Here is a 17691-nt window from a genome sequence, read left to right as displayed (position 1 = left end):
CCCCGGGCCTTCACGGTCCGGGCGACACGCGCATCGCCCCGGCAGCACGCTCAGTGCCGCCGGGGCGGTTCGTTTACCGGGCCCGATCGCTTATCGGGGACTTAATCACAGGCTTATGGAGCAATCCCGACACTGTCGGGACGGCCGCGGGGGATATGCCAGAAGACAGGGCCAAGGGGATGTACGGACGCCCCTCGTGTCTGGACACTCGGCATGAGGCCGCACAAACGCAGCAAGTTCGGAGGACACCAGTGGGACGACTCTTCGGCACGGACGGCGTGCGCGGTGTCGCCAACGCGGATCTGACGGCCGAGATGGCACTCGGTCTGTCGGTCGCGGCGGCGCACGTGCTCGCCGAAGCGGGCACGTTCGAAGGCCACAAGCCGAAGGCGGTGGTCGGGCGTGATCCGCGGGCGTCCGGAGAGTTCCTGGAGGCCGCCGTGGTCGCCGGTCTCGCCAGCGCGGGCGTCGACGTGCTCCGTGTCGGGGTGCTGCCCACGCCGGCCGTCGCGTACCTGACGGGCGCGCTCGGTGCCGACCTCGGTGTGATGCTCTCCGCGAGCCACAACGCCATGCCCGACAACGGGGTCAAGTTCTTCGCCCGCGGCGGCCACAAGCTCGCCGACGATCTGGAGGACCGGATCGAGGGCGTGTACGAGGAGCACCGTACGGGCGCGCCCTGGGACCGGCCCACCGGGGCCGGGGTCGGCCGGGTGACGGACTACGACGCGGGCTTCGACCAGTACGTCGCGCATCTGCTCGGGGTCCTGCCGCACCGCATCGACGGGCTCAAGGTCGTCCTGGACGAGGCGCACGGCGCCGCCGCCCGGGTCTCCCCGGAGGCCTTCGCGCGCGCGGGCGCCGAGATCATCACGATCGGCGCGGAGCCGGACGGGCTCAACATCAACGACGGCTGCGGTTCCACCCACCTGGACAAGCTGAAGGCCGCCGTCGTGGAGCACGGCGCCGACCTCGGTATCGCGCACGACGGTGACGCGGACCGCTGCCTCGCCGTGGACCACACCGGCGAGGAGGTGGACGGGGACCAGATCCTCGCCGTGCTGGCGCTCGCCATGCGGGAACGTTCCGTCCTGCGCGAGGACACCGTTGTCGCCACCGTCATGTCCAACCTGGGCTTCAAGCTCGCCATGGAGCGCGAGGGCATCGGGTTCGTGCAGACCGGGGTGGGCGACCGGTACGTGCTGGAGGAGATGAAGGCGAAGGGCTACGCGCTCGGCGGCGAGCAGTCCGGGCACGTCATCATCCTGGACCACGCCACCACCGGTGACGGCACGCTGACCGGTCTCATGCTGGCCGCGCGGATCGCCGAGACCGGCCGGCCGCTGAAGGACCTCGCCTCCGTGATGGAGCGGCTGCCGCAGGTCCTCGTCAACGTGCCCGACGTCGACAAGTCCCGGGTCGGCACGTCGGCGGACCTGGCCAGCGCGGTGACGGAGGCGGAGCGCGAGCTGGGTGCCACCGGGCGGGTGCTGCTGCGTCCCTCGGGCACCGAGCCGCTGGTGCGGGTCATGGTGGAGGCCGCCGACATCGACCAGGCGCGGTCGGTGGCGGGGCGGCTGGCCGACGCGGTGAAGTCGGCGCTGGGCTGAGCGCCGCGCGGGAGCGTGGGGAGCCCGCCCAGCGGTTCCCCGCGCCCCGCGCCCCGTGGAGGGCTAGAGCTTGCGCAGGCTCAGGCGCTGGACCTTGTGGTCCGGGCCCTTGCGCAGGACCAGGGTGGCGCGGCCCCGGGTGGGGGCTATGTTCTCCACCAGGTTCGGCTTGTTGATGGTGCGCCACATCGTGCGGGCGTAGTCGAGGGCCTCGTCCTCCGAGACCTGCGTGTACTTGCGGAAGTACGACGACGGGTCCTGGAAGGCGGTCTGACGCAGCTTCCGGAAGCGCTTGAGGTACCAGGTCTCGATGTCCTCGGCGCGGGCGTCGACGTACACGCTGAAGTCGAAGTAGTCCGCGAGCCCGACGCGGGTGCGTCCGTCCTTGCCCGGCATGGCGGGCTGGAGCACGTTCAGGCCCTCGACGATCAGGATGTCGGGGCGGCGGACCGTCAGCTTCTGACCGGGGACGATGTCGTAGATGAGGTGCGAGTAGACCGGCGCCGTCACCTCGTCCTTGCCGGCCTTGATGTCGGCGACGAACCGGGTCAGGGCGCGGCGGTCGTACGACTCCGGGAAACCCTTGCGGGACATCAGCCCCCGGGCCCGCAGCTCCTTGGTCGGCATCAGGAACCCGTCGGTGGTGACCAGTTCGACGCGCGGATGCTCGGGCCATCGGGACAGCAGGGCCTGCAGAAGCCGGGCCACGGTCGACTTGCCGACCGCCACGGAACCCGCCACCCCGATGACGAACGGGGTCCCGGACTGGGAGCCCCGCTCGCCGAGGAAGGTGTTCAGGGCGCCTCGCAGGCCGTCGGCCGCGCCCACGTACAGGTTCAGCAGCCGGGACAGCGGCAGGTAGATGTCCCGTACCTCGTCGAGGTCGATGACGTCGCCCAGGCCGCGCAGCTTCTCGACCTCCTCGGCGGTCAGCGGCAGCGGCGTCTTGTCGCGCAGCGCGCTCCACTGGGTGCGGGTGAGGTCGACGTAGGGAGTCGCCTCCGGCCTGGGCCGGTGGGCGCTCCGGGGCATCGAGGAGACCGGAGAGATCACAGTCCATTGTTAACGGAGTTTGAACGGGATGGCGGGGTGGGGTCCGTCACGTGCCCCGGCGACGGGCGGGCGGGGAGCCCCGCGGGGGCCGGAATTGTCCTTGCGGCGAAGTGACTCCGTGTGATTCCTTGCGGCGGGGCGGGGGCCGGGCGATGCCACCTGCTCCGGACCCGACAAGGAGATCCCACCCATGACATACCCGTCCGGGCAGCCTGAGCAGGGTGGTCAAGGCCACGGAGCGCCCCAGCAGTCACCGGGGGACGCGGGCGCCGCCGCGGGGCCGTACGCGACACCGTCGGCGCCGGGCCCGGCAGCGGGACAGCCCAACCCCTATGCGACGCCGGCCGCCCCGGCGGGCCCCGGCTCGTACGGTGGCCGGCCCCCGTACCCGCCGCAGCCGCCGTACGGCCCGCCCGGCGGGTCCTCGTACGGCCCGCCGCCCTACGGCCCACCGCAGTTCGCGGCGCCCCACCCGCCGCCTCCCGGGGGCGGTGGCGCCGGGAAGCGGCGTCTCGCCGTCATCGCCGGCTGCGTCGTCGCGGCCGTGGTGCTCGTCGGCGGCGGGGTGTACCTCGCGACGCGAGGGGGCGCGGACCCGGACAAGCCGGTGGCCGACAGGAGCCCGTCGGCATCGGTGAGCGCGTCGCGGTCGTCCGGGCCGAGCGGGCCGAGCGGGAGTCCGTCCGGCGGGTTCACGGACGACCCGACGGACGGACCCTCGAACGGGCCCGGGGAGCCGGCGCCCGCGAAGGGGTTCACGGGGCAGTGGCAGGACTCCGGCGGCAGGACCCTCACCGTCGGCAGCAAGTACACCTCGGGCAAGGCCAAGGGCGACTACTCGGTCAACCTCATCGATCCTGGCGGCGACGGCATCCTCATCGGCCTGGGCCGGGACCGCGGCGACGGGGCGTTCCGCATCGCGCTCAAGCCCATGGGCAGCGACAAGGGCGGCGACGTCAAGGCCGCGACCCTGACCCGCTCCGGGAGCAGCGCGATCGTCGCGTGGGACAAGGGCGGCCGCCTCACGCTGAAGTGGATCGGCTAGACGAGGTCGAGAAACAGCTCGATTATTTCCGATTTCGGGCACGCTGCGGGAGGTTCGGACGCCGAACGGACCGTAGGCTGCGAATCATGTGTGGAATCGTGGGTTATGTGGGGCCCCAGTCGGCACTCGACGTCGTCGTGGCCGGACTGAAGCGGCTGGAGTACCGGGGTTACGACTCCGCGGGAGTCGCCGTGCTCGCCGACGGCGGACTGGCCGCGGCGAAGAAGGCCGGGAAGCTGGTCAACCTGGAGAAGGAGCTGGCCGATCGGCCCCTGCCGTCCGGCACCACGGGCATCGGGCACACCCGTTGGGCCACACACGGCGGCCCGACCGACGCCAACGCGCACCCGCACCTGGACAACGCGGGACGTGTCGCCGTCGTCCACAACGGGATCATCGAGAACTTCGCGCTGCTGCGGGCCGAACTGGAGGAGCGCGGCCACGCGCTGTCCTCCGAGACGGACACCGAGGTCGTGGCGCACCTGCTGGCCGAGGAGCACTCCCAGGACGCGGACCTCGCGGCGGCGATGCGGCGGGTGTGCCGGCGGCTGGAGGGCGCCTTCACGCTGGTCGCGGTGCACGCCGACGAACCGGACGTGGTCGTGGGCGCGCGGCGCAACTCGCCGCTCGTGGTCGGTGTCGGCGAGGGCGAGACGTTCCTCGCCTCGGACGTGGCGGCGTTCATCGCGCACACCCGCTCGGCGATCGAGCTGGGCCAGGACCAGGTGGTGGAGCTGCGCCGGGGCGGGGTGACGGTCACCGGGTTCGACGGACAGCCCGCCGACGTCCGCTCGTTCCACATCGACTGGGACGCCTCGGCCGCCGAGAAGGGCGGCTACGACTACTTCATGCTCAAGGAGATCGCCGAGCAGCCCAAGGCGGTCGCCGACACACTGCTGGGCCGGATCGACGCGAACGGCTCGCTGCACCTGGACGAGGTGCGGATCCCGGCGGCCGAACTGCGGGAGATCGACAAGATCGTGGTCGTGGCGTGCGGCACCGCGTTCCACGCCGGGATGATCGCCAAGTACGCCATCGAGCACTGGACACGGATCCCGTGCGAGGTCGAACTGGCCAGCGAGTTCCGCTACCGGGACCCGATCCTCGACCCGCGCACGCTGGTCATCGCCATCTCCCAGTCCGGCGAGACCATGGACACGCTGATGGCGTTGCGGCACGCCCGCGAACAGGGCTCCAAGGTGCTGGCCATCTGCAACACCAACGGCTCCACCATCCCGCGCGAGTCGGACGCCGTGCTGTACACGCACGCGGGTCCGGAGGTGGCGGTCGCCTCGACCAAGGCGTTCCTGACCCAGCTCGTCGCCTGCTATCTGGTGGCCCTCTACCTGGGCCAGGCGCGCGGCTCCACCTGGGGCGACGAGATCGACGTGGTCATCCGCGACCTGTCGCAGATCTCCCGCGAGGTGGAGCGGGTGCTGGAGACCATGGAGCCGGTCCGCGAACTGGCGCGCTCGCTCGCCGACAAGGACACCGTGCTCTTCCTGGGGCGGCACGTCGGCTATCCGGTGGCGCTGGAGGGCGCGCTCAAGCTGAAGGAGCTGGCGTACATGCACGCCGAGGGCTTCGCGGCGGGCGAGCTGAAGCACGGGCCGATCGCGCTGATCGAACAGGACGTGCCGGTCGTGGTGGTCGTGCCGTCGCCGCGCGGCCGCTCGGTCCTGCACGACAAGGTCGTCTCCAACATCCAGGAGATCCGGGCGCGAGGCGCGCGCACGATCGTCATCGCGGAGGAGGGCGACGAGGCGGTGGCCCCGTACGCCGACCACCTGATCCGCATCCCGGCGACCCCGACCCTGCTCCAGCCGCTGGTGGCGACCGTGCCCCTCCAGGTGTTCGCCTGCGAACTGGCCACGGCACGGGGCAACGAGGTGGACCAGCCCCGGAACCTGGCGAAGTCGGTGACGGTGGAGTGAGCCGGCCGGCCTTCGGGCCGTCGGTCCTTCGAGGCGGATGAAGTCCGCCGCCTGACGGGTCGTAAAGTGCCGTGATGAGCATCATCGGAGTGGGCATCGACGTGGCCGAGATCGACCGGTTCCGGGCGTCCCTGGACCGTACGCCCGGGCTGGCCGAGCGGCTCTTCCTGGAGCGGGAGCTGCTGCTGCCGAGCGGCGAGCGGCGCGGCATCGCCTCGCTGGCCGCGCGGTTCGCGGCGAAGGAGGCGTTGGCCAAGGCGCTGGGCGCGCCGCCCGGACTGCGCTGGACCGACGCCGAGATCTACGTCGAGGACAGCGGGCAGCCGAAGCTGCGCACGACGGGCACGGTCGCCGTCCGCGCCCACGAACTGGGTGTGCGGTCCTGGCACGTGTCGCTCAGCCATGACGCGGGGGTCGCCTCGGCGGTGGTCGTCGCGGAGGGCTAGCGGGTGGGGGAGACTCGGCGGTATGCGTACTGCGTACAGCGTGGAGACGGTGAGGGCGGCCGAGGGTGCGCTCATGGCACGGCTCGTGGACGGCGCGTTGATGCGGCGCGCCGCCTCCGGACTGGCGGCGGCCTGTGCGGACCTGCTCGGCCGGGTGTACGGCAGCCGGGTCGTGCTGCTGGTCGGCAGCGGCGACAACGGTGGTGACGCCCTGTACGCCGGAGCACGGCTGGCCCGGCGCGGGGCGGGAGTCACGGCGGTGCTGCTCTCGCCCGAACGCACCCACGAGGGGGGCCTCGCGGCCCTGCGCGCGGCGGGCGGTCGTGCCGTGCCCCCCGGCGCCCCCGCCGACGCGCTCATCCACGGCTGCGACCTCGTGGTCGACGGGATCGTCGGTATCGGCGGCAGGGGCGGTCTGCGCCCGGACGCCGCGCGGCTGGCCGGACTCGCGGACCGGTCGCGCGCGGCCGTCGTCGCCGTCGATCTGCCCAGCGGCGTCGACGCCGACACCGGCGAGGTGCGCGGCGCGGCCGTACGGGCCGACCTCACGGTGACCTTCGGGACGCACAAGCCGGCCCTGCTGATCGACCCGGCGCGCGAGTACGCCGGATCCGTGCGGTGCGTCGACATCGGGCTCGAACTGCCCGACGAGCCCGAGCTGGAGGCGCTCCAGCACACCGATGTGGCCGCGCTGCTGCCGCTGCCGTCGGCCGAGAGCGACAAGTACCGCCGGGGAGTGGTCGGCATCGCCGCCGGCTCCGCCCGCTACCCCGGCGCGGCCGTGCTCGCGGTGGCCGGGGCGCTGCGGGGCGGCGCCGGGGCCGTGCGGTACGTGGGGCCCGCGGCGAGCGCCGTGATCGCCCGCTTCCCGGAGGCCCTCGTCACCGACCGCGGCCCCGCGCAGGCCGGCCGGGTGCAGGCGTGGGTGGTGGGTCCGGGCGCCGGGGACGACGCGGCGACCGTGGCCCAGGTGCTGGAGGCGGACGTGCCGGTGCTCCTGGACGCCGACGGGCTGCGGCTCGCCGAGCGGGACGCGGTGCGCGGCCGGGTCGCCCCGACGCTGATGACCCCGCACGCGGGCGAGGCCGCGGCCCTGCTCGGGGTGGCGCGCGAGGAGGTGGAGGCCGCCCGGCTGACGTCGGTACGGGAACTCGCGGCGCGCTATGGGGCGACCGTGCTCCTCAAGGGCTCCACCACGCTGGTCGCGGACCCCGGCGGCGGCCCGGTGCGGGTGAACTCCACCGGAACGCCCTGGCTCGCGACGGCGGGCAGCGGGGACGTGCTGTCGGGACTGTCCGGTTCGCTCCTCGCGGCGGGCCTCGCGGCGCGCGACGCGGGCAGCGTGGCCGCGTACCTGCATGGCCTCGCCGGCCGCTACGCGTCGAACGGCGCCCCGACCGGCGCCCACGACGTGGCCGCCGCCCTCCCGGAAGCCTGGCGCAACACCCGAGACTGACCCGAACCGCCCCCGTCAGGGGCGCGGGGAACGGCGCGAGCAACCACGACGTACCCGCACACGAACTCGCACCGCCACCCCCCGTCAGGGGCGCGGGGAACGGCGCGAGCAACCACGACGCACCGGCACACGAACTCGCACCGCCACCCCCCGTCAGGGGCGCGGGGAACGGCGCGACCAGCCACGACCTACCCGCACACGACCACGCACCCCCAGCCCCCGCCGCCGCCACCACTCACCCACCCCCGTGGCCCCGGCACCGCCCCCCACCCCCGATGAGACACTAAGCCGCGATGACCAGTTCTGAGACAGCACCCCTCCGCGCCCGCGCCGAGATCGACCTCGCGGCCCTGCGGGCGAACGTCCGCGCCCTGCGCGCCCTCGCACCCGGTGCCGCTCTGATGGCCGTGGTGAAGTCGGACGCGTACGGCCACGGCGCGGTGCCCTGCGCCCGCGCCGCGCAGGCGGCGGGAGCCGAGTGGCTCGGCACGGCCACCCCCGAGGAGGCGCTCGCCCTGCGCGCGGCGGGCCTGTCGGGGCGCGTGCTGTGCTGGCTCTGGACCCCCGGCGGCCCCTGGCGCCAGGCCGTCGAGGCGGACGTGGACGTCTCCGTGAGCGGCATGTGGGCCCTGCGCGAGGTGTGCGACGCGGCACGCGCCGCGGGCACGCCCGCCCGGGTGCACCTCAAGGCCGACACCGGCCTCGGCCGCAACGGCTGCCAGCCCGCCGACTGGCCGGAACTCGTCGCCGAGTCCCTGCGGGCCCAGGCGGCGGGCCTGGTCACCGTCGTCGGCCTGTGGTCGCACCTCGCCTGCGCCGACGAACCCGGTCACCCCTCCATCCGCTCCCAACTCGACTGCTTCCGCGAGATGGTGGCGCACGCCGAGGAGCAGGGCGTCCGGCCCGAGGTCCGCCACATCGCCAACTCGCCGGCCACGCTCACCCTTCCCGAGGCCCACTTCGACCTGGTCCGCACGGGCATCGCGGTCTACGGCGTCTCCCCGAGCCCCGAACTCGGCACCTCGGCCGACCTGGGCCTGCGCCCGGTGATGTCGCTGAAGGCCTCGCTGGCCCTGGTGAAGCGGGTCCCCGGCGGCCACGGCGTCAGCTACGGCCACCTCTACACCACCCCCGGCAGCACGACCCTGGGCCTGGTCCCCGTCGGCTACGCGGACGGCATCCCGCGCCACGCCTCCGGCACCGGACCGGTCCTCGTCGACGGCAAGCTGCGCACGGTCGCCGGACGCATCGCCATGGACCAGTTCGTGGTGGACCTCGGCGGCGACGAGCCCCCGCCCGGCACGGAGGCCGTTCTCTTCGGTCCGGGCGACCACGGTGAGCCCACCGCGGAGGACTGGGCCCAGGCGGCCGGCACCATCGCTTACGAAATCGTGACCCGGATCGGCACCCGCGTTCCCCGCGTCTATATGAATGTGGAAGACGAACACCACGACGTGTAACCCACACGGGTGAGTCTGGGCAGCCTACGGCTGTACGAGAGAAGCCGTCGGCAGGGAGGGAACGGGACGTGAGCGAGAACGGCGCCGAGGCCGCGGAGGCCGTCGCGGGCGCGGCCGCCTCCGCCGCCGGGATCGGGCGCATCGCCGGTATCGCCGGGGCCGCGATCGGCGTGGTCGCGGCAGGAGCCGCCGCCGGGGTCGCGATAGAGAGGCTGACCGTCGGCCGCGGCATGCGCCGCAAGGCCCGGCTCGCCCTCGACTCGACGGGCCCCTACGGCTCGCTGCGCGGCACCCCCGGCAAGGCGTACGCGGACGACGGCACCGAGCTGTACTACGAGGTGGACGACGTCGAGCCGGAGAGCGGCACCGCGCCCCGCCGGCGGCGGCTCTTCGGCCGCAAGGCCCCCACCCCCGTGACCGTCGTCTTCAGTCACGGCTACTGCCTCAACCAGGACTCCTGGCACTTCCAGCGGGCCGCGCTGCGCGGTGTCGTGCGGACCGTGCACTGGGACCAGCGCAGCCACGGCCGCTCCGGGCGGGGGTTCGCCCAGGCCGAGGGCACCGCCGTCTCCATCGACCAGCTCGGGCGCGACCTGAAGGCCGTCATCGACGCGGCCGCCCCCGAGGGGCCCGTCGTGCTCGTGGGCCACTCCATGGGCGGCATGACGGTCATGGCCCTCGCCGACCAGTACCCGGAGCTGATACGCGACCGGGTCGCCGGTGTGGCGCTGGTCGGCACGTCGGCCGGGCGGCTGGGAGAGGTCAACTTCGGACTGCCGGTGGCGGGCGTCAACGCCGTACGGCGCGTCCTGCCCGGTGTGCTGAAGGCGCTGGGCCAGCAGGCGGAGCTGGTGGAGCGCGGCCGCAGGGCCACCGCCGACCTGTTCGCGGGCATCATCAAGCGGTATTCGTTCGGCTCCCGGGACGTCGACCCGGCCGTGGCCCGGTTCGCGGAACGGATGATCGAGGGCACACCGATCGACGTGGTCGCCGAGTTCTATCCCGCGTTCACCGAGCACGACAAGACCACGGCGCTGGCCCGTTTCGCGGAGCTTTCCGTGCTCGTCCTCGCGGGCACCCGGGATCTGGTGACCCCCAGCGAGCACAGCGAGGCCATCGCCGATCTGCTGCCGGACGCGGAGCTGGTGCTCGTGCCCGACGCCGGGCACCTGGTGATGCTGGAGCACCCGGAGGCCGTGACGGACCGCCTCGCCGACCTCCTCATGCGCTCGGGCGCGGTCCCGGCAGGGGCTACCGTGGGTGGTTATGGAAGCAGCAGCACCGCACAGCCCGGCTGAGGCCCCCGCGTCGGGCGTCACCACCGAGTTCACCGTCACCTCCCCCGAACAGATGCGGGAGCTGGGCCGCCGGCTGGCCGAGCTGCTGCGCGCCGGGGACCTCGTGATGCTGAACGGCGAGCTGGGCGCCGGCAAGACCACCCTGACCCGCGGGCTCGGCGAGGGCCTCGGCGTGCGGGGCGCGGTCACCTCCCCGACGTTCGTGATCGCCCGCGTGCACCCGTCCCTCGGGGACGGCCCGCCCCTGGTCCACGTGGACGCGTACCGCCTGGGCGGGGGCCTGGACGAGATGGAGGACCTGGACCTCGACGTCTCGCTGCCCGAGTCCGTGATCGTCGTGGAGTGGGGCGAGGGCAAGGTGGAGGACCTCACGGACGACCGGCTGCACGTGGTCATCCACCGCGCGGTGGGCGACACCACGGACGAGGTGCGGCACATCACGGTCGCCGGGCTCGGCCGGCGCTGGGCCGCGGTGGATCTGGGCGTGCTCGCGGCGTGAGGGCCGCGGCGCCCGGTGCGGCGCCGCAGGCGCTCCCCGGCCGCGTTCCGACAACTCGTCGGCAAGGTGTTGCGCCTTGGGCGCCGGGCATGGTCACATGGACACGAGTGCGTGGTTAGGTCTACCTAACCACGTCGCCCCGCCACTTCAGGAGGCGTCCATGCCGGTTCCGGGACGAGACCAGACACCGCCGCGCGCGGGTGCCGGGACGGCGTCGGCCGGGGTGTCGATGCGGGACCTGCTGGCGTCGTGCGCCGCGGCCAAGGCGGTCTCCACCCCGCCGAGGGACCCCGTGCCCGAGGTGCGGGCGACGACAGCGGCGCAGGCCGCCCAGCCCTCCAGGACGGCGCACATCGCCGAGGAGCACCCCAGGGCCGCGTAGGGCCCGCGTGGGGGCCGACCCGCGCCGGCGCCGCTCGGCCTCGCTACTTCACGACGACCTTCCGGCCGGCCGTGGCGAACTCCCACACGGCCGTGCCGTCCGCGCGTGACTCGCGGATGCCGCCCAGCTTCTTCCCCGCGTCCGGCTTGGACATCGAACCGTCGGCCGCCGCGCTGAAGCCGATCACCACGCCCCCGTGGGACGCGAACCGCACGATGTGCTCGACCCGCGTGCCGTCCGAGCCGGTACCGGTCGCCGTACGGGAGGTCACGTTGTAGGTGCCCGACAGCGGGTCCACCGTCCCCGGCGTGACCTTGAAGGTGCGCTGGACCTTTCCGTCCGCGCCGACCAGCCAGACCCGGTCGTCGCCGAGCGCGTACACGACCCGCTCCCCGGTGCCGGAGCCGGCCGGCAGGGCGGCGGTCGTCGCCTGCCTGCCCCGCGACGGCTTGGGGGCCTGGGCCTTGGGCGACTCCTTCGTCCGGGGCCTGCCCAGCGAGTCCGGCACGTGCGCCGACGCCTGGTAGGCGAGGAACCCGACGACGGCGATCGCCGCCGCGGTGAGCCCGGCCACGAATCCCGAGCTGCCCCTTGCCACCTGTGCCCACCTCTCCGCCGTAAGTCGTCGCTGTGACGGTAGCAGCAGACATCGCGGGGACCGTCTCGGCCATGCGCCGGGCCCGGGCGCCGTACGCTGTTCGCGTGCTCTTGCTCGCTCTGGATACCGCCACCCCCGCCGTCACCGTCGCCCTGCACGACGGGACGTCCGTCGTCGCCTCGTCGAGCCAGGTGGACGCGCGCCGGCACGGGGAACTCCTGCTGCCCGCCGTCGACCGGGTCCTCGCCGAGGCGGGCACCCGCCTCGACGCCGTCACCGGCATCGTCGTCGGGGTCGGCCCCGGCCCGTACACCGGGCTCCGCGTCGGACTGATGACCGCCGACACCTTCGGCCTCGCCCTCGGGGTGCCCGTGCACGGCGTGTGCACCCTGGACGGGCTCGCCTACGCCTCCGACCTCTCGGTGCCGTTCGTGGTCGCCACGGACGCGCGCCGCAAGGAGGTCTACTGGGCCCGCTACGACGACTCCCGCACCCGGGTCACCGAGCCCGCCGTGGACCGGCCCGCCGACATCGCCGAGGCGGTCGCGGGACTGCCCGCCGTCGGCGCCGGGGCGCTGTTGTACCCGGAGGTGTTCCCGCAGGCGCGCGAGCCCGAGCACGTCACCGCGGCGGCGCTCGCCGCTCTCGCGGTGGAGAGGCTCACGGCGGGCGAGGAGCTGCCCGCCCCCCGCCCGCTGTATCTGCGCCGCCCCGACGCGCAGGTGCCCAAGAACTACAAGGTGGTCACCCCCAAGTGACCACGCCCGTGACGCCCGCGACCCCCGTGCTGCGCGAGATGCGCTGGTGGGACATCGATGCCGTGCTGGAGCTTGAGCGGGACCTCTTCCCCGAGGACGCCTGGTCGCGGGGCATGTTCTGGTCCGAGCTGGCGCACTCGCGGGGTGCGGAGGCGACCCGGCGGTACGTCGTGGCGCTCGACGGCGAGCGGATCGTCGGCTACGCGGGGCTGGCCGCCCAGGGCGACCTCGGCGACATCCAGACCATCGCCGCCGTCCGCGACCACTGGGGCACGGGGCTCGGCGGGATACTGCTGACCGAGCTGCTGCGGGCCGCGACCGCGTTCGAGTGCGCCGAGGTGATGCTCGAGTGCCGCGTCGACAACGTGCGCGCGCAGAGGCTCTACGAGCGCTTCGGCTTCGAACCCATCGGCTTCAGACGGGGCTACTACCAGCCGGGGAACGTGGACGCCCTGGTGATGCGGCTGACCACAGCGCCCGACGGCGGCTTCGCCCCGGACACCTCCTCAAGTCAAGGAACCGAGAACAATGGCTGACGAACCCCTGGTCCTGGGGATCGAGACCTCCTGCGACGAGACCGGTGTGGGCGTCGTCCGCGGCACCACCCTGCTCGCGGACGCCATCGCCTCCAGCGTGGACGAGCACGCGCGTTTCGGCGGAGTCGTGCCCGAGGTCGCCTCCCGCGCGCACCTGGAGGCGATGGTGCCGACGATCGAGCGCGCGCTGAAGGAAGCCGGGGTGAGCGCGAGGGACCTGGACGGCATCGCGGTCACCGCCGGCCCCGGTCTCGCGGGCGCGCTGCTGGTCGGCGTGTCGGCGGCGAAGGCGTACGCGTACGCGCTGGGCAAGCCGCTGTACGGCGTCAACCACCTCGCCTCCCACATCTGCGTGGACCAGCTCGAACACGGCCCGCTGCCGGAGCCGACGATGGCGCTGCTGGTGAGCGGCGGCCACTCCTCGCTGCTGCTGTCCACCGACATCACCTCGGACGTACGGCCGATGGGCGCGACCATCGACGACGCGGCGGGCGAGGCCTTCGACAAGATCGCACGCGTGCTGAACCTCGGCTTCCCCGGCGGACCGGTCATCGACCGCTACGCGCGCGAGGGCGACCCCGCGGCCATCGCGTTCCCGCGCGGTCTGTCCGGACCGCGCGACCCGGCGTACGACTTCTCCTTCTCCGGCCTGAAGACGGCCGTGGCCCGCTGGATCGAGGCCAAGCGGGCGGCGGGGGAGGACGTGCCGGTGCGCGACGTGGCGGCCTCCTTCCAGGAGGCGGTGGTGGACGTCCTGACCCGCAAGGCCGTACGGGCCTGCAAGGACCAGGGCGTCGACCATCTGATGATCGGCGGCGGCGTGGCGGCCAACTCCCGGCTGCGCGCGCTGGCGCAGGAGCGCTGCGAGGCGGCCGGGATCCGGCTGCGGGTGCCCCGGCCCAAGCTGTGCACCGACAACGGCGCGATGGTCGCCTCGCTGGGCGCGGAGATGGTCTCCCGGGGGCGCTCCGCGTCGGCCTGGGACCTGTCGGCCGACTCCTCGCTGCCGGTGACGGACACGCATGTGCCGGGCGAGGCGCACACCCACGACCACGATCACGTCCACGAGGTCAGCAAGGAGAACCTGTACTCGTGACGGTCGCCCTGATGTGGGAGGCGCGGGCGGTCCCCGGACGGGGCGGGGACCTGCTGGCCTGGGCCGCCGCCCAGGGACTGACACCCGCGCCCGGACGCCGTGAGACCTTGCGGGCGCCCCAGGACCGGGTCCTCGTGATCACCTGGTGGGAGGGCGCCGACCTCGCCGACGACCTGCCCGAACTCCCGGAGCCCGGCGGCGACCTGGTGACCCGGCCGGTGCACCGCTGGCGCTTCGAGTCGGTCGCGACGGACTGAGGACGGCCTGAAGACGGACCGAGGTCGCCCCCGGAAAAAATCCTCGAGGAATTCCGGCAGGTGTGTCGATCCGGCTCCCCGCCGTTCGACGCACAGGTGAGAGGCGGGGAGAGGCCCCGCACCCGTCGAAGGAGTCACCATGCCGCGCTACCTGTCCCTCGTGCGGATCGACGAGAACAGCGCCCCCGCCGAGGGGCCGAGCCCGGAGCTGATGCAGCGGATGGGCGAGCTGATCGAGGAGATCACCAAGGCGGGCGTCATGCTCGACACCGCCGGACTCACCCCCACCGCCCAGGGCACCCGGGTGCGCTGGGAGAGCGGCGAGCTGTCCGTCACCGACGGGCCCTTCACCGAGTCCAAGGAGGTCGTCGGCGGCTACGCGCTCATGCAGTGCAAGGACATGGCCGAGGCCGTCGAGTGGACGAAGCGGTTCCTGAAGGTGCACGAGGACTTCTGGACCGTGACCTGCGAGGTGCGGGAGATCGCCGAGGGCTGACCGCCCTCCGGCGTTCCCCGGTGTTCCTTGGCGTACGGCGGCCGGGGGGTGTTGCATGGGGGTTTGTGGAACCGCAGCCCACCCCTGCCGCCCCGGCGGCCGACGCCGCCACCGCGCTGGCCATCGAGACCGTCTTCCGCCTGGAGTCCCCCCGCGTCATCGCCGGCGCCGCCCGCGTCGTACGGGACGTCGGCGTCGCCGAGGAGCTCGCGCAGGACGCACTGGTCGCGGCGCTGGAGCGGTGGCCCCGGGACGGGGTGCCGGACAACCCCGGTGCCTGGCTGATGGCGACCGCCCGGCATCGCGCCGTCGATCTGGTCCGCCGCCGGGAGCGCTACGCGCGCAAGCTGGCGGAGATCGGCCGCGACCTGGAGCCCGCGGCACCCCCGCCGGAGCCCGCCGACCCGGACGACATCGACGACGACCTGCTCCGCCTCGTCTTCACCACCTGCCACCCGGTGCTGTCCGCGAAGGCGCGCACCGCCCTGACCCTGCGTCTGCTCGGCGGCCTCACGACGGCCGAGATCGCCCGCGCCTTCCTGGTGCCGGAGCCGACGGTGGCCCAGCGGATCGTCCGCGCCAAGCGCACCCTGGCGGAGAGGAAGGTCGCCTTCGAGGTGCCGTACGGGCCCGACCGGGAAGCTCGGCTCGGCTCGGTCCTCGACGTGGTCTACCTGATCTTCAACGAGGGGTATGCCGCCACGGCGGGGGACGACTGGCTGCGCCCGGGCCTGTGCGAGGACGCGCTGCGGCTGGCCCGCCAGTTGTGTGCCCTGATGCCCGGGGAGCCGGAGGTCCACGCGCTGGCCGCCCTCCTGGAGTTCCAGGCCTCGCGCACCGCCGCGCGCACCACCGCGGACGGCCGCCCGGTCCTGCTGGAGGACCAGGACCGGCGTCGCTGGAACCGCCTGCTGATCGCCCGGGGCGTGGACGCCCTCGCCCGCGCGGACTCGGTCGCCACCGGTCCCCCGGGCCCCTATGTCCTCCAGGCCGCGATCGCCGCCTGCCACGCCCACGCGCACACCTACGAGGAGACGGACTGGCCGCGCATCGCCACCCTCTACGACCTGCTGGCGGCCCGCGCACCGTCCCCGGTCGTCGAACTGAACCGTGCGGTGGCCGTCTCGATGGCGAAGGGCCCGGGCGCGGCCCTGGAGATCGTGGACCGCCTGGCCGCGGAACCCGCCCTGCGGGACTACCACCTGCTGCCGAGCGTACGAGGCGACCTGCTCGCGCGCCTGGGCCGCACGGAGGAGGCCCACCGGGAGTTCACCCGCGCGGCAACCCTGACCAGGAACGAACAGGAACGCCACCTCCTCCGCTCCCGCGCAGCCACCACCCGCGACCAGCCCCCACCCCAGAACCCCGACCCGCACCCCCAGCAACCGACGTAGGCCCGCACGGTCAGGGGCGCGGGGAACTGCGCAAATCACCACGACGCACCCGCAGGGACCGACGTAGGCCCGCCCGACCAGGGGCGCGGGGAACTGCGCGAACCACCACGACGCACCCGCAGGTGAAGCCCCCCGACCCCGCGGAGCGCACCTCACACAGGCCCCCCCAGCAACATCACCGGCGCCCCCGCCATCCGCGTGAGGAACACCGTCACCACCCCCGCCCCCCACCCCTTCGGCAACACCTTGCGCCGCAGTTCCTCGGGCTCCACCGCCGACCCCCGCTTCTTCACGGTCAGCACCCCCACCTCCCGCTCCCGAAGCAGCGCCTTCAACCGCTTCACGTTGAACGGCAGCCAGTCGGTGATCTCGTACGCGCTGGCGTACGGAGTGTCCCGGTACTCGTCCGCCGTCACATACGCGATCGTCTCGTCGATCAGCCCCCCGCCCACCTCCTCGGCCACCTCGGCCACCAGATGCGCCCGGATCACCGCGCCGTCGGGCTCGTACAGGTACCGCCCCAGCGCCCGCACCGCCGGATCGGGCAGCCCGCGCCCCCGCAGCGCGCGCGGCCCGGGCAGCAGCGTGGCCCGGACGAGCCCTGGCTCGGTCCCGAACCACAGCACCGCCTCCTTCACATCGCCGCCGTCCGAGATCCACTCGGCCTCCGCCCCGGCCGGCACCGCCTCGTGCGGAATGCCCGGCGCGACCTTCAGCGCGGCGTGGGCGGCCTTCGACGCGGTGGCCACGGCCCAGGACAGGGGCGGCGAGTACGCCTCCGGGTCGAAGATGCGGCCGCGTCCACCCCGCCGCGCGGGGTCCACGAAGACGGCGTCGTAGGACGACACGTCCACCTCGGCGACATCCGCCTCCCGCACCTCGATCAGCCCGGCGAGGCCCAGCGCGTCGGCGTTCGCCCGCGCCACCGCCGCCGTCAGCGGGTCGCGGTCCACGGCCAGGACGCGGATCCCGGCCCGCGCCAGCGCGATCGCGTCGCCGCCGATGCCGCAGCACAGATCGGCGACCGAGGTCACGCCCAGCGCGCGCATCCGCTCCGCGCGGTACGCGGCGACCGCCGTCCTGGTGGACTGCTCCACGCCGTTCGGGGTGAAGTACATGCGCTCCGCGTCCTGGGCGCCGAACTTGGCCGCGGCCCGTTCCCGCAGCCGCGCCTGCCCGAGGGCCGCCGAGACCAGTTCCACGGGGTGCTCACGGCGCAGCCGGGTCGCGACGGCCAGTTCCTGTGCCGGAGCGGTGCCGCGCACCTCGTCGAGCAGGGCCTGGCCCTCGGATGTGAGCAGTGCGGCGAAGGAGAGGTCGTTCACCCGGACATTGTCGGCCAGTCGGTGGATGACGTGCGCCCGGGCGCGGTG

18 protein-coding genes are annotated in these 17691 nt (G+C 73.6%); 15 read left to right on the top strand and 3 right to left on the bottom strand.

Annotation, left to right across the window (positions count from 1 at the left end):
* Positions 1-251 precede the first annotated feature (251 nt).
* Positions 252-1610, top strand: a complete 1359-nt coding sequence (gene glmM / locus AB0C59_RS00770; protein WP_362999970.1) for a phosphoglucosamine mutase — start codon at positions 252-254, stop codon at positions 1608-1610.
* 63 nt (positions 1611-1673) lie between these two features.
* Here the strand turns inward: glmM and coaA are convergent, their stop codons facing one another.
* Complete coding sequence (coaA, locus tag AB0C59_RS00765; protein ID WP_363000145.1) at positions 1674-2642, bottom strand: type I pantothenate kinase; 969 nt, start codon at positions 2640-2642, stop codon at positions 1674-1676.
* Between the two features lie 211 nt (positions 2643-2853).
* Between coaA and AB0C59_RS00760 the strand changes: the two genes are divergently transcribed.
* From AB0C59_RS00760 to AB0C59_RS00725, 8 genes are all read left to right on the top strand, one after another.
* Positions 2854-3708 carry a hypothetical protein gene (locus AB0C59_RS00760; protein WP_362999969.1) on the top strand — a complete coding sequence of 285 codons (855 nt, stop codon included), beginning with the start codon at positions 2854-2856 and terminating at the stop codon, positions 3706-3708.
* An 86-nt stretch (positions 3709-3794) separates the two neighbouring features.
* Positions 3795-5642: a glutamine--fructose-6-phosphate transaminase (isomerizing) gene (gene glmS, locus AB0C59_RS00755; protein ID WP_362999968.1), complete on the top strand. Its 1848-nt coding sequence runs from the start codon at positions 3795-3797 to the stop codon at positions 5640-5642.
* A gap of 74 nt (positions 5643-5716) precedes the next feature.
* Positions 5717-6088 carry a holo-ACP synthase gene (locus tag AB0C59_RS00750; protein ID WP_362999967.1) on the top strand — a complete coding sequence of 124 codons (372 nt, stop codon included), beginning with the start codon at positions 5717-5719 and terminating at the stop codon, positions 6086-6088.
* A gap of 22 nt (positions 6089-6110) precedes the next feature.
* On the top strand, positions 6111-7544 hold the full coding sequence (locus tag AB0C59_RS00745) for an NAD(P)H-hydrate dehydratase (protein ID WP_362999966.1): 1434 nt from the start codon (positions 6111-6113) through the stop codon (positions 7542-7544).
* A gap of 293 nt (positions 7545-7837) precedes the next feature.
* Positions 7838-9004 carry an alanine racemase gene (gene alr / locus AB0C59_RS00740; protein WP_362999965.1) on the top strand — a complete coding sequence of 389 codons (1167 nt, stop codon included), beginning with the start codon at positions 7838-7840 and terminating at the stop codon, positions 9002-9004.
* A 68-nt stretch (positions 9005-9072) separates the two neighbouring features.
* Positions 9073-10302, top strand: coding sequence for an alpha/beta hydrolase (locus AB0C59_RS00735; RefSeq protein WP_362999964.1), 1230 nt, complete (start codon positions 9073-9075; stop codon positions 10300-10302).
* On the top strand, positions 10271-10801 hold the full coding sequence (tsaE, locus tag AB0C59_RS00730; RefSeq protein WP_362999963.1) for a tRNA (adenosine(37)-N6)-threonylcarbamoyltransferase complex ATPase subunit type 1 TsaE: 531 nt from the start codon (positions 10271-10273) through the stop codon (positions 10799-10801). Before AB0C59_RS00735 ends, tsaE begins: the two co-directional genes overlap by 32 nt.
* Positions 10802-10961: 160 nt before the next feature.
* Positions 10962-11183, top strand: coding sequence for a hypothetical protein (locus AB0C59_RS00725; protein WP_362999962.1), 222 nt, complete (start codon positions 10962-10964; stop codon positions 11181-11183).
* 43 nt (positions 11184-11226) lie between these two features.
* On the opposite strand, the gene AB0C59_RS00720 is transcribed toward AB0C59_RS00725, so the two are convergent.
* The gene (locus AB0C59_RS00720) at positions 11227-11781 is read right to left on the bottom strand and encodes a hypothetical protein (RefSeq protein ID WP_362999961.1); all 555 of its coding nucleotides are present in this window, start codon (positions 11779-11781) and stop codon (positions 11227-11229) included.
* Between the two features lie 104 nt (positions 11782-11885).
* On the opposite strand from AB0C59_RS00720, the gene tsaB reads away from it, so the two are divergent.
* From tsaB to AB0C59_RS00690, 6 genes are all read left to right on the top strand, one after another.
* Positions 11886-12539: a tRNA (adenosine(37)-N6)-threonylcarbamoyltransferase complex dimerization subunit type 1 TsaB gene (gene tsaB / locus AB0C59_RS00715; RefSeq protein ID WP_362999960.1), complete on the top strand. Its 654-nt coding sequence runs from the start codon at positions 11886-11888 to the stop codon at positions 12537-12539.
* Positions 12540-12577: 38 nt separating this feature from the next.
* Complete coding sequence (gene rimI, locus AB0C59_RS00710) at positions 12578-13075, top strand: ribosomal protein S18-alanine N-acetyltransferase (protein WP_363000144.1); 498 nt, start codon at positions 12578-12580, stop codon at positions 13073-13075.
* Entirely contained in the window at positions 13068-14171 is a 1104-nt protein-coding gene (gene tsaD, locus AB0C59_RS00705; protein WP_362999959.1) for a tRNA (adenosine(37)-N6)-threonylcarbamoyltransferase complex transferase subunit TsaD, read from the top strand. The genes rimI and tsaD overlap by 8 nt, the downstream gene beginning before the upstream one ends.
* Positions 14168-14428, top strand: a complete 261-nt coding sequence (locus AB0C59_RS00700; RefSeq protein ID WP_362999958.1) for a hypothetical protein — start codon at positions 14168-14170, stop codon at positions 14426-14428. Before tsaD ends, AB0C59_RS00700 begins: the two co-directional genes overlap by 4 nt.
* A 139-nt stretch (positions 14429-14567) precedes the next feature.
* Positions 14568-14924: a YciI family protein gene (locus tag AB0C59_RS00695; RefSeq protein WP_362999957.1), complete on the top strand. Its 357-nt coding sequence runs from the start codon at positions 14568-14570 to the stop codon at positions 14922-14924.
* A gap of 65 nt (positions 14925-14989) precedes the next feature.
* Positions 14990-16318: a sigma-70 family RNA polymerase sigma factor gene (locus tag AB0C59_RS00690; protein WP_362999956.1), complete on the top strand. Its 1329-nt coding sequence runs from the start codon at positions 14990-14992 to the stop codon at positions 16316-16318.
* Positions 16319-16470: 152 nt separating this feature from the next.
* Here the strand turns inward: AB0C59_RS00690 and AB0C59_RS00685 are convergent, their stop codons facing one another.
* Complete coding sequence (locus tag AB0C59_RS00685; RefSeq protein ID WP_362999955.1) at positions 16471-17643, bottom strand: methyltransferase domain-containing protein; 1173 nt, start codon at positions 17641-17643, stop codon at positions 16471-16473.
* Positions 17644-17691: the final 48 nt, after the last annotated feature.

Origin of the sequence: Streptomyces sp. NPDC048664, from assembly GCF_040650555.1 — a bacterium.
Lineage (GTDB): Bacteria > Actinomycetota > Actinomycetes > Streptomycetales > Streptomycetaceae > Streptomyces.
Note: the sequence above shows the minus strand (reverse complement) of the source record. Positions and strands in the feature narration are given on the sequence as shown.